This window comes from Microbacterium salsuginis, from assembly GCF_012524205.1.
Lineage (GTDB): Bacteria > Actinomycetota > Actinomycetes > Actinomycetales > Microbacteriaceae > Microbacterium > Microbacterium salsuginis.
The window spans coordinates 39,570-51,723 of sequence record NZ_JABACI010000004.1 but is presented as its reverse complement, the minus strand read 5'-3'; the positions used below and the strand labels follow the sequence as shown (position 1 = coordinate 51,723).

General features: G+C 70.1%; 11 protein-coding genes. 8 read left to right on the top strand and 3 right to left on the bottom strand.

From position 1 onward, the window contains the following. Positions 1-179: 179 nt before the first annotated feature. Entirely contained in the window at positions 180-1,517 is a 1,338-nt protein-coding gene (locus tag HF576_RS12150; protein WP_168913100.1) for an HNH endonuclease, read from the bottom strand. A 238-nt stretch (positions 1,518-1,755) separates the two neighbouring features. On the opposite strand from HF576_RS12150, the gene HF576_RS12145 reads away from it, so the two are divergent. Next, a complete protein-coding gene (locus HF576_RS12145) occupies positions 1,756-3,387 on the top strand; it encodes a tannase/feruloyl esterase family alpha/beta hydrolase (RefSeq protein WP_168913099.1) in 1,632 nt (543 codons plus the stop codon). Between the two features lie 66 nt (positions 3,388-3,453). On the opposite strand, the gene HF576_RS12140 is transcribed toward HF576_RS12145, so the two are convergent. Continuing rightward, on the bottom strand, positions 3,454-4,389 hold the full coding sequence (locus tag HF576_RS12140) for a LysR family transcriptional regulator (RefSeq protein WP_168913098.1): 936 nt from the start codon (positions 4,387-4,389) through the stop codon (positions 3,454-3,456). A gap of 100 nt (positions 4,390-4,489) precedes the next feature. Between HF576_RS12140 and HF576_RS12135 the strand changes: the two genes are divergently transcribed. Next, positions 4,490-5,842: an aminomethyl transferase family protein gene (locus HF576_RS12135; RefSeq protein WP_168913097.1), complete on the top strand. Its 1,353-nt coding sequence runs from the start codon at positions 4,490-4,492 to the stop codon at positions 5,840-5,842. After that, positions 5,814-6,629, top strand: a complete 816-nt coding sequence (locus tag HF576_RS12130) for an IclR family transcriptional regulator (RefSeq protein WP_168913096.1) — start codon at positions 5,814-5,816, stop codon at positions 6,627-6,629. The genes HF576_RS12135 and HF576_RS12130 overlap by 29 nt, the downstream gene beginning before the upstream one ends. A gap of 1 nt (position 6,630) precedes the next feature. Here the strand turns inward: HF576_RS12130 and HF576_RS12125 are convergent, their stop codons facing one another. Next, on the bottom strand, positions 6,631-8,247 hold the full coding sequence (locus HF576_RS12125) for an AMP-binding protein (RefSeq protein WP_168913095.1): 1,617 nt from the start codon (positions 8,245-8,247) through the stop codon (positions 6,631-6,633). Positions 8,248-8,439: 192 nt separating this feature from the next. Here HF576_RS12125 and HF576_RS12120 point away from each other — a divergent pair, with 192 nt between their 5' ends. Genes HF576_RS12120 through HF576_RS12100 form a run of 5 tightly spaced genes read left to right on the top strand, consistent with a single transcriptional unit; the run spans position 8,440 to position 12,116 of the window. After that, positions 8,440-8,979, top strand: coding sequence for a UGSC family (seleno)protein (locus HF576_RS12120; protein ID WP_168913094.1), 540 nt, complete (start codon positions 8,440-8,442; stop codon positions 8,977-8,979). 1 nt (position 8,980) lies between these two features. Continuing rightward, on the top strand, positions 8,981-10,096 hold the full coding sequence (locus HF576_RS12115) for a hypothetical protein (RefSeq protein ID WP_168913093.1): 1,116 nt from the start codon (positions 8,981-8,983) through the stop codon (positions 10,094-10,096). Then, positions 10,093-10,362, top strand: coding sequence for a hypothetical protein (locus tag HF576_RS12110; protein ID WP_168913092.1), 270 nt, complete (start codon positions 10,093-10,095; stop codon positions 10,360-10,362). Before HF576_RS12115 ends, HF576_RS12110 begins: the two co-directional genes overlap by 4 nt. Before the next feature lie 12 nt (positions 10,363-10,374). After that, the gene (locus HF576_RS12105) at positions 10,375-11,658 is read left to right on the top strand and encodes an aconitase X (protein WP_168913091.1); all 1,284 of its coding nucleotides are present in this window, start codon (positions 10,375-10,377) and stop codon (positions 11,656-11,658) included. Then, positions 11,655-12,116 (top strand): aconitase X swivel domain-containing protein, encoded by a 462-nt coding sequence (locus HF576_RS12100; RefSeq protein WP_168913090.1) that lies wholly within the window; start codon positions 11,655-11,657, stop codon positions 12,114-12,116. Before HF576_RS12105 ends, HF576_RS12100 begins: the two co-directional genes overlap by 4 nt. The last annotated feature ends 38 nt before the right edge of the window (positions 12,117-12,154 follow it).

Genomic DNA, 12,154 nt, shown 5'->3' with positions numbered 1-12,154 from the left:
CCTCGCCGCTCGCGCGTCGGGCGGAGCCTCCGGCCGCCTGGGTGCAGGCGCGATCAGCGGATCCTCCGGCCGCGTGGGTGCAGGCGCGATCCGCAGATCCTCCGGCCGCATAGGTCCATCGTTCGCTCAACGAGCGGGCTGGGGGTTCGGCTCATCTCGCTCGCTCAACTGCACACGGGTTACGCGGCGTAGTCGAAGCGGGCCCGGCCGCCGAGGCGAGGGGTTCGGGCGGCGTCGACGTGTGCGGGTGGGAGGAACCAGACCTTTGCACGAGTTCCGGCGCCGGCGATGCGGATGTCCCAGCCGTTGTCGTGGATCCGGTGATGGCAGGACTCGCAGAGCAGTACCCCGTTGGAGAGGTCTGTGGGTCCAGCGTCCCTGGCCCACCATCTGAGGTGGTGGGCCTTGGTATGAGAGGGTGGGGCGCCGCACATGGCGCAGCCGCCGTCCCGTTCGACGAGTGCGAGCTTCTGCGGCTCGGTGAACAGGCGCTTACGGCGTCCCCAGTCGAGGATTTCGCTCTCACTGCCGAGGACGCAGGAGATGATGCCGCCACCACCCGCCATGCGCCGCGCGGTGGCCACCGAGACCGGCTGCGTGAGCCCGTCGATGGCGGCGTATCCGGTCTCGTTCACGAGGTCGGCGTGGTCGATACGCACGACCACGGTGGCGCCCTGGACGGGGAGGTCACTGCTCGCGCAGCCGAGCGCATGCGCAGCCAGAAGGGTGAGCGCGTCGGCCTGCATCTGCGGGATCGTCGGGCGCGCAGCATCCGGTGCGTTCTCATCCCGCTGCGCGGCGAGCTGGGCCGTGACGTACGTGTCGATATAGGCCTTGACGGGAGCGGCGTGCTCGGGGTCGAACTTGCTGTTGACCACGAGCATGCCGTGGCGGTCTTCGTACATGTGGGTGGCCCGGTCGGCGCGCAGTTCGTCTTCGCGGCGGGTGACGCCGGCGGGGTCGAGGAACGCCTCGGCGCGGGTGACGAGCTTGGCGAACTGGTCGGCCCCCAGTCCCGGCGCCTTCTCAACGAGGGTGCGTTCGGCTTCGGCGATGGCCGTAGGGTCGGCGCGCAACGCGACCCGGTCGAGCATGGTGACGATGGCGCTCGCGGCGGGGGAGCCGATGCGCCCGGCCGCCAGCGCCTCGGCGACGAACGGGTGGCGGGCAGGCTTCTGCTGGCCCGACAGTGTCATGCGCGGCGCGGTGGCCTCGCCGACTTTCACCAGCCGGGACGCTTCGCCCGAACCGGAGCCGGTCACCGAGGCGATGAGCGCCGTGGGGTTGCGAAAGCCCTGCGTCTTCGCCAGCCCGGCGGGCCCGAGCTCGGGTCGCGACTGCCGGGCGATCTCGGCCGCGACGCGCGCCCTGCCGGCGTCGAGCAGCCGCTGTGCCTCGGACAGCCCTTCCATCAGCTTCATCAACGCGCCGGGCGGCAGCGACTCGATCGCCTGCTCGCCCCACACTCCGCGCGCGGAATCCACCGCCGCAGCGAGGGGAGCGAGGTGATCTGTCATAGAACAAATGTACGAGATACGCCCGACATTCGGCAGACTCACCGTCGAACCTGTGGATAACTCCATTCGCTCGATGAGCGACGGCTGCTGCGGCATCCGGCCCCGCCTTCTTCGTGCACCAGTGCGAAAGGTGAGACCACTCTCATCTCCAGAATTGTTAACGATTTTGCGTGGCATCCGCCCTAGGCTCGGCCGCGGGGCTATGAAGGCCCGCAGTGGAACTCAGTGAGGAGTTGTCATGCGAAGAAGGATCACGATCACGACGGCCGCAATCGGAGCCCTCGTGCTCGGAGCGACCATGCTGACGGCGGGGGCGGGTTTGGATCCCGCAACCCACCGGGACCGGCCCGGAATCACCGCGGAGAAGTGCGCCGCACTGGCAGGTCTCACGATGCCCGATCGCAAGATCGAGCTGCCCACCACCGGCGCCGAGGTCACGAGCGCCACGTGGGTCGACGAGGGCGGCGGGCATTGCCGTGTGGTCGGCGACATCCATCCCGTCGATCCCGAGGCTCCGCCGATCGAGTTCCAGGTCAACCTCCCGGCGAACTGGAATCAGCGCGCATTGCAGATGGGCGGGGGCGGCTACAACGGCAGCCTCGTCACCGGGCTCGGACCATACCGCCTGCAGCCAGCGGGTCAGCCGTCGCCCCTCGAGCAGGGCTTCGTGACCCTCGGGTCCGACGGGGGCCACAAGGGCGCGGGATTCGACTCCTCCTTCGGGCTGAATGACGAGGCTCTCGTCAACTACGGCACGGACTCGATCAAGAAGACGCACGATGCGGCGGTCGCGCTCATCAAGGAGACATACAAGACGAAGCCGCGCTATTTCTACTTCATCGGGTTCTCGCAGGGCGGTCATGAGGCGATCAATGCCGCAGGTCTGTATCCCGAGGACTACGACGGTGTCGTCGCCGGAACGCCCGCCTACAACGTCGCGATGATGCACGCGGGGATCGGCGCGACGTTCCGCGACAACCTGTATCGGGACGGGGGCGCCGGCTGGCTCAACCCCGCGAAAACGCAGCTCATCGTGCAGTCCGTGTACGACACCTGCGACGGCCTCGACGGCCTCGAGGATGGCGTCATCTCAGACACCGGCGGTTGTTTGGAGACGTTCGACATCACGACGCTGCGCTGTCCCGACGGAGCGGACGGCGGCGACACCTGTTTGTCGGACGAGCAGATCGAGACGGCAGATGCCATCGCGAGCGAGCACGACCTCGGGTTCGCCATCGAGGGGAACAGCATCGTTCCGGCGAGCCCGATCTACTACGGCGGCACATACGACCGCTTCACCCTCGGCACAGTGCCTCAGCCGGCGCATCCGGCGAGCGGACAAGAGGCCTTCCACTACTCGGTGCTGAGTGCCATCGCCACCAACATCGTGACCCGCGATCCTGGCTACGACGTGCGGACGTTCGACCTCGACGAGTGGTCGGATCGCATCCAGGAGGTCGGCGAGGTGCTCGACAGCACGTCCGTCGATTTGTCGGCCTTCGCCCGGCGCGGCGGGAAGATGATCCTCACCACCGGGCTCGCCGATGACGGCGTGCTGCCCGAGAACACCCGCGCGTTCTACGAAAGGCAGGTGTCGGCATTCAGCGAGAAGAAGCTCGACGGCTTCCTGCGGTACTACGAGATGCCCGGGTTCTCGCACGGGTTCGGCCCGTACTCCGCGACCTACGACGCCCTTCCTGCACTCATGGACTGGGTCGAGAACAGGCAGGCGCCCGAGAACCTCGTCAGCGTCGACGCGAACGCCGCAACCGCGGGACGCACGCGTCCGATGTGCGAGTATCCGGCGTGGCCGAAGTACACCGGTACTGACCCGGCCGCCGCGTCCAGCTTCACCTGCGTGACGGACTGACGGGAGACCGGATGCCCCGGCCTGTCGACCACGGCCGAGCCGGGGCATCCGTGCGTGCTGCTTCCGTCAACGCGGCGTCGCGCCGGAGTCGCCGTGGATCACGAAGAACTGGCCCGTCGAGCCGCGCACGGCACGGGCCACGGTGGAGAAGAGCCAGTCGAGCGCGCCGGTCTGCTGACTGGTCGCGCGGCGATAGAGGTAGAGCTCGACGGGCGGCATGTCGAAGGGCAGCGGCGTCAGCGAGATCGGCCAGGTCTGCGCCCACCCGGCCGCGATCATGTCGGGCAGCGTGGCGACCAGTCCGGGATCGGCCGCGAGCACCGGAGGAAGCGTCGCGAAGTGCGACACCGCGACCTGCGGCTGGATCACGACGCCCGCGCGACGCTGGGCGGCCTCGAGCATCGGCCGGCCGGAATCGCTCGCGACGGTGACGTGCGCCGCCTGCGCGTACGTGTCGAGGTCGAGCGTGCCGCCGGCGAGTGGATTGCGCGTCGACATCACGGCGGCATAGGGCTGTGACTTCACGAGCACCCGATCGAATGCGGCCGGCATCGTCGCGGTCGTGATCGCGAGGTCGACGGTGCCGCGCGCCAGCCAGTCCGGAAGGGACGCCGGATCGAGGGTCACGACCTCGAGGCGCACGTCGGGCGCCTCGGCCCGCACCGTGGTGAGGATCGAGGGGAACCATCCGATCTCGCCCAGCTCCGACAGAGCGATGCGGAACAGGCGGCGCGAATCCGCCGGGTCGAAGCGGTGGACGGCGTCGAGCGTGCGGTCGATGCCGGCGATCGCCTCGCGGAAGCCGGGATAGACCGCGTCGGCGAACGGCGTCGGCTCCATGGTCCGGCCGGCCCGCCGGAACAGTGCGTCGTCGAGCTCGCGCCGCAGCCGGCCGAGCGCCTGGCTCACCGCGGGCTGCGTGACGTAGAGCCGCCGTGCCGCCGTCGTCAGGCTGCGCGACTCGTACACCGCCACGAACACGCGGATGAGGTTCAGGTCCATCGGCTAAGCATCCCTTCGACGGTCATAATCAATGATTATCTTTCAGGCCTTGTTCTCTATCCAGCGTTTACTACGGTGGACTCCGACCGAAGGAGTTCACATGACCGAGTCCGTCGCCGAGGCGATCGCCCGAACCGGCGGGGCCGTCGAGCTGCTGCGCAACGCGCCGGCCCGCCCCACGGTGTTCCCCGTCACACCGGAGTTCACCAACTGGCGCTCGGAGCAGCGGTCCTGGCGTGAATCGGTGGCACTGCTGGACCAGTCCCACCACATGACCGACCTCTTCGTCTCGGGCCCGGATGCCCTGCGCCTGCTCTCGGACGTCGGGGTCAACAGCTTCGCGAACTTCGCGGTGAACTCGGCCAAGCAGTTCATCGCGGTGAACCACGAGGGCTACCTGATCGGCGACGCGATCCTGTTCCGCCTCGACGAGGACTCGTACGACCTCGTCGGCTGGCACATGGTGATCGACTGGCTGCAGTTCCACGGCGAGACCGGAGGCTACGACGTCGCGTTCGAGCGCGACGGCAGCTCGCTGGTGCGCGAGGGCGACCCCACGCTCTATCGCTACGAGCTGCAGGGTCCGAACGCGCTCGCGCTGATGGAGAAGCTCACCGGCGCCCCGGTGCCGGCCACGAAGTTCTTCGGGATGGCGGACTTCGCGATCGCCGGCGTCCGCGTGCGCTCCCTGCGGCACGGAATGGCAGGGCAGCCCGGCTTCGAGCTCTTCGGACCGTGGGCCGACGGCGAAGTCGTGCGCGAGGCCATCCTGGCCGCGGGCGAGGAGTTCGGGCTCGTGCGCGTGGGTGCGAAGGCGTACTCGTCGGCGAACCTCGAGTCGGCGTGGGTGCCGTCTCCGCTCCCCGCCATCTTCACCGGGCAGGCGTCGGCCGAGTACCTCGCGTGGCTGCCGGCCACGCGCGCCGGCTCGCTGGCAGGGAGCTTCGTCTCGGACGACATCGAGGACTACTACCTCACGCCGTACGACCTCGGATACGGGCGCAGCGTGTCGTTCGACCACGAGTTCATCGGACGCGCGGCCCTGGAGCAGCACGCGGCCGCCGCGCAGCGAGTGAAGGTGACGCTGGTATGGGACGCCGACGACGTCGCCGCGGCGCAGCGCTCGCTCCTCGAGCCGGGCCTGCCCGCGAAGTACCTCGAGTTCCCCAAGGCCCGCTACGGCCAGTACCAGGTCGACCGCGTGCTGCGCGACGGCGCCGATGTGGGCATCTCGCACGACTGCGGCTACATCACCAACGAGCACGCGTTCGTCTCGCTCGCCAGTGTCGATGCCGAGCACGCCGAGCCCGGTACGGACGTCGTCGTGGTGTGGGGCGAGGAGCCCAACTCGCTCAAGCCGGCGGTCGAGCCGCACCGGCAGGTCCAGATCCGCGCGACGGTGCAGCCGGCGCCATACTCGGCATATGCCCGACAGAACTACCGCGCCCGATGACGAGACGGAGCGGGGCGATCCGGCCGGTCCGCCCCGCTCCGTCATCGATCGCGCGCTGAGCATCATCGGCACCTTCCAGGGTGGGCGCGTGCGCCAGACCCTGTCCGACATCAGCCGTCGCACCGGCCTGCCGATCGCCACGTGCTACCGCATCGTGCAGCGGCTCGCCGAGTGGGGCGCGCTCGAACGCGACGCCGACGGCCGCTACAACATCGGGCTGCGCCTGTGGGAGGTCGCGTCCATGGCGCCGCGGTCGGTGGGGCTGCAGCGGCTCGCACGCCCGTACATGCAGGACCTGTACGAGACGACCGGCTACGCCTGCCATCTGGCGATCCGCGAGGGTCTCGAGCTCGTCTCGATCGAGCGCTTCCAGAGCCCGAGACGGCCCGTCCGACGCCCCCTCGTCGGTGGCCGGTATCCCCTCCATGCGACGGCGATCGGGATGGTCCTGCTCGCCCACGCACCGGTGGAGGTGCAGGATGCCGTCATGGCGCGTGGCCTGGACGCCTATACGACGCGCACCTACACCGACGCGGACGTCCTGCGTCGCGTCCTCGACGACATCCGGCGGACGGGCTTCGCCGTCAGCGACCGGCAGGTGGACGAGGTGCACGTCGGCTTCGCCGCCCCGGTGCGCGGTGCCGACGGCAGCGTCGTGGCGGCGGTGTCGCTCGCGCTGGACGAGCAGGGCGTCGACGCCAAGAACGTGATCCACCTCGTGCGGCTGACCGCCACGTCGATCTCGCGCGCCCTCGTCGCCGCCGGGTTCGGCCTGGCCGACGCGTGAGTCAGCTGGCGCGGGCCGCGGGCTCGCGTGCGGCCAGTTCGCTCGCCGCGTCGGCCTTCACGCGCGCCAGCTCCACCTTGCCGGTCGGCGTGCGCTCGAGCGACTCGCGCACGAACAGGTGCCGCGGGCGCTTGTAGCCCGCCAGGCGCTCCGACACCGAGGCGAGCAGCTGGGGCACGTCGATCGTGGCACCCGGTCGCGGCGCCACCATCGCGCTGACAGCCTCGCCGAATCTGGAGTCGGGCAGCCCGAACACGACGGCATCGTCCACCGCGGGGTGCGCGAGCAGCGCTTCTTCGACCTCGCCCGGGAACACCTTCTCGCCACCCGTGTTCACCACGGCGCTGAGCCGCCCGAGCAGCTCGATGCCGCCGGTCCCGTCGGCGCGGGCCCAATCGCCCGGCATCACGTAACGGTGGCCGCGAATCGTGGGGAACGCCTGCGCCGTGCGCTCGGGGTCGCCGTGATACCCCTTCGGGAGCACCCCTCGGAAGGCCAGGATGCCGAGGGCACCGGCATCCGCCTGGATCTCGTTCAGGTCCTCATCCAGCAGCACGGTGCCCGGCGTCATGGTCAGTCGCGTGGGCAGATCCTGCTCGCCGTTCGTGATGCCGAACGCGAACGGCCCACCCTCACTGGAGGCCAGCATGTCGACGATCGTGAGCTCGCCGAGCGCGTGCAGCCGCCGCTTGGTCTCGTCGCTGAACCGCATGCCGGAGCTGATGACCATGCGCACGTGGAGCAGCCCGGTTCCCAGGCGCTCGGCGGCCTCGGCCAGCGGCAGCGCGAGGGCGTCGCCGGCGACGACGATGCGCGTCGCGTGGTGAGCGAGTGCGAGCCTCAGTGCTTCGTCGATGTCCATGCGCGGCGCGGCGTGCATGAGCACGGTGCCGCCCAGCGCGAGTGTCGCCATGGTCGTGGACTGGGCGGTGCCGTGCAGCAGCGGCGGCAGCAGCAGCGTCACCACGCGGGGCGTCTGCGGATCCAGGGCGATCGCGATCGCACCGTCGAGGTCGTCGGGCGGAGTGAGGCCGATGATGCCCCATGTCGACTGCCGGCGTGCGATGAGCAGCGTGTCCATGTCCCACACCACGGCGCGCGGCCGGCCCGTCGTGCCGCCGGTGTACAGCCGCAGCTCGGCGCCGCGCGGGGCGACGGTCCGCAGGGCGCCGCCGGCGGCGATCACGTCCGCGTAGTCGACGGCGTCGCCGTGCACGCCGTCACCGTCGTCGATCTCGACGACCTGGACGTCGAGCCCGTCGCTCGCGTCGTGCGCGATCTCGGACAGCGACGTGGTGGTCAGCAGGACCCTCGTCTCGCAGTCCTGCAGCAGCTCGCGCACCTCGCCCGCGCGATAGCGGTAGTTGATCGCGACCGGGGCCGCGCCGATCGACAGGCATGCCCACATGAACGCGAGGAACTCGGGCCTGTTGTACAGCAGCATCGCCGCCGCGTCCCCCTGGCCGACCCCGCGCTCGACCAGATGACGAGCCAGTGCCCCGGCCTCGCGGGCGAGGCGCCCGTACGTCACCGTCTCGTCGCGCGTGATGACGGCCGGACGGTCGGGCTCGGCCTGCGCGATGGCCTGCCAGAGGTCGCTGTAGTGCGGTGTGGACACGTTGTCTCCGTCTTCGTCCTGGGCGTCTTCGTCCCGTGCGCGCGGGCCGGGGCCGCGCGCGCTGCGGTCTCCAGCATCCCGTGCCGCTGGGCCGGCGGCGACGCGGCTTTTCGCTGTATGGAAACCACAGGGGACCGTCCCGGATGCCGCGTGTCACAGTGACGCGACGTTCGAAGACGGAAGGCACTCGCCATGGCGATACACGAACTGCTTCTCGATCCCACCGGCACCGACGAGGCCGGGCAGGAGAGCACGCTCTCCCCGCGCCCGGTCACGCTCAACGGCCTGCGGATCGGGCTGCTCGACAACACCAAGCCCAACGCCACGCTGCTGCTCGAGGAGATCGGCGCGGAGCTGCAGAGCCGGTACGGCGCGGGCGAGACGCGGCTGTACACGAAGGACTACTTCGGAACCCCGGCCACCGCGGAACTGCTGGAGCGGATCGCCGACGAGTGCGACGTCGTCATCACGGCGGTCGGCGACTGCGGATCGTGCAGCGCCGCGACCGTGGCCGACGGCATCCTGCTCGAACGCGCCGGCGTGCCCACCGTGAGCATCACGTCGGACTCGTTCCTGATGTCGGGCCGGGCCATGGCGGCTGTTCAGGGCTTTCCGGGCTTCGACTTCCACGCCGTGGCGCACCCGATGGCCAGCCTGACCGCCGAGCAGGTGCGCGAGCGGGCGCTGGCGGCGCTGCCCGAAGTACTGCGGATCCTGGGAGTGGAGGACTGACATGTCGACGACCCTTGATGTGACGACGGCACCGGATGTCGACGCCGACCGCGTGCGGGAGGTGCTGGAGTACTACTGGGCCAAGGACTGGACCGACGGCCTGCCCGTCGTCCCGGTGACGGAGTCGTACCTGGAGCGCTTCCTTGCGACGGTGCCCCACGACAGCGCGGACGTGCTGTTCACCATCCCGCACCTGAACCGCAGCCTCACGGTGCGTCTCGCCGCGATCAATGCGGCGATGGCGGGATGCCTGCCCGAGTACTTCCCGGTCGTCGTGGCGGCCTGGGAGGCGATCGCGCAGGAGCCGCACCCGGCGCGCGGCATCTGGCAGTCCACCACCGGCACGGCGCCGTTCCTGGTCGTGAACGGGCCCATCCGCGACGAGATCGGCCTCAACAGCCAGGGCAACATCTTCGGCTCGGGCTTCCGCGCGAACGCCACGATCGGCCGCGCCATCCGGCTGGGCTGCATCAACGTGTTCGGCCTGCAGCCGCACCGCCTCGACCAGGCCACGCAGGGAACACCCGCGAAGTACTCGGCGTGCATCGCCGAGAACGAGGAGCAGAGCCCGTGGGCGCCGCTGCACACGGACTACGGCTTCGACGCGTCCGACAGCGTCGTGACGGCGTACGTCATCCGCTCGGTCGTGCACATCGAGGCGCGTCACACCAGCGAGCCCGAGCAGCTGGCGCTGGACCTCGCCGACACCGTCCGACGCACCGGCGCGCTCATCCACGAGTACACCAGCGCGCTGCTCGTGCTCACCCCCGAGCACGCGGACGTGTTCGCGACGGCCGGCTGGAGCAAGGACGACCTGCGACAGTTCGTCTTCGCGCACGCCACCCGCACGCGCGACGAGCTCTCGGCCGTCGGCAAGGACGCGCTGTCGCGCAAGAGCAGGTGGCGCCTGTCGTCGCAGCATCCGGATTCGATGCCCGATACCGCCAGCGCCACCGACGATCCGTCGCTCGTACGGGTGCTGAGCCACCCCACCTCGATCCAGATCATGGTCGCCGGCGCCGACAACGCGGGCGTCTCGGCGGTGGTCGAGGTGTTCACCCTCAACCCGCCGCGAGAGAACCCGTACTCGTACAGCAAGATCGGAGCCCGCTCATGACCGAGTCGACCAGCCCGCAGGCGACGAAGCAGAAGGACGTGGATGCCGCGCTCGCGCCGTTCACCGAGATGATGGCAGCGGACGGCTACCTGCTCAGCTGGGAGCCGACCGCCGAGGACCGCATCGTGGTGCGCATCGACGCGACGGCCGAGGCCTGCGCCGACTGCCTGGTGCCCACGCGGGTGATGGAGGCCATCATGTCGACGGCGCTCGAGCCGACGCCGTACGCGCTGGAGCGGGTCGAACTGCCGGACGGCGGCCACTGACGGGAGCGCCTCATGCTGCTGACCGACGACGAGAAGCGGATGCGCGACGGCGCCGAGGGCGACGCGGTCGCCGCGGCGATGGACCTGCTCATCCGATACGCCGACGCGCTCGGGGCGGAGCGGCTCGTCGAGACCCGCAACGTCGCCGGCACCATGACGCAGCCGTCTCCGGCGAAGGCGGCACTGTTCGCCGAGGGCGGCTGGTCGCGGGTGTACGCCGTGACCAACCTCGACTGCGACCGTGATCTCGACATCCCGCGGATGAAGGTGCCGACGTGTCAGCTGCAGCACGGGTTCGGCACCGATGCGTCGGGACTCACCCCGTACCCCGACTCGTCCATCGCGCTGCAGGAGGACGCCGAGGCCTTCGTGAGCGAGCGGGGCGTCAACATCCTGGCGACATGCACGCCCTACCAGGTGGGCAATCTGCCGGTCCGGGGCGAGCACTGCGCGTGGATGGAGTCCTCGGCCGTCGTCTACTGCAACTCGGTGCTGGGCGCCCGCACGAACTGCGAGGGCGCGGCCTCCACCGGCGCCGCAGCGCTGACCGGCCGCATCCCCTACTGGGGCAACCACGATCCGGCCCAGCGCTCGGCCACGCACCTGGTGCGCGCCGATGTGGACGTCGAGAGCTTCCAGGACTGGGGGATGCTCGGGTACTTCGTGGGCGACGTGGTGCAGGAGGCGCGACCCGCGGTGGTGGGTGCGCTCGGGCAGCCCGACCTCGCGGACCTCAAGCACTTCGGCGCGGCGGCCGCGACCTCGGGCGGGGTCGAGCTGTACCACCTGCCCGGAGTCACGCCCGAGGCGCCCGACCTCGACGCGGCGTTCGGCGGCGCGGCCGTGCCTGAGCCGCTCGTCTACGACCGCGCGGCACGCCGCGAGGTGTACGAGGCGCTCAACAGTCAGGGCGACAGCGACGACGTGGACTTCATCCTCCTCGGATGCCCGCACGCGTCGCTCGACCAGCTGGCCGAGATCGCGCAGCTGCTCGACGGGCGCCGCCTGCACGCCGGCACCGAGCTGTGGGTCATGACGCCGCGGGCCCTGCGCTCGGTCGCGGACCGCAGCGGCTACACGCGCGCGATCACGGCGGCCGGCGGCAAGGTGCTCACCGACTCGTGCCCCGCGATGTCGCGCGCCGCGCCTCCCGGAACGCGGGTGTTCGCGACGGACTCGGCGAAGCAGGCGCACTACCTGCCCGCGATCCTCGGCATCGAGGCCTGGTTCGGCACGTTGCAGGAGTGCATCGACGCCGCCATCACCGGTCGCTGGCACGGGGCACTGTCGGCATGATCCTGATGCAGGGGCGAGGAATCGTCGGAGGCGTCGTCGAGGCGCCGGCCCTGGTGACCAGCGAGCCGATCTCGGGATTCGGCGGCATCGACGTCGCCACGGGCACCGTCATCGAGCCGCGCCACGAGCTGTTCGGCGTATGCTTCACCGGCAAGGTGCTGGTGTTTCCGGGTGCGAAGGGGTCGTCGGGGTGGTCGGGGTTCTTCCAGAGCACCCGTCTGCTCGGCACCGCCCCCGCGGCGATGGTGTTCACGGTGATGACCACGAAGGCGGCCCTCGGCGCGATCGTGACGCGCGTGCCCACCGTGGTGGGAGCACTGCCGGATCCGGTCGTCACGGTGCGCACCGATGACCTCGTACGCGTGGACGGGGATGCCGGAACCGTCGCCGTCCTCACACGAGCCGGAGACACCCTTTCGATGAGTGAAAAGCCCGCTGGAGAGCGCGGACGGCACTGACAAGACTCGAGGCCGTCGTCCGCAACGGCGGGGACGCA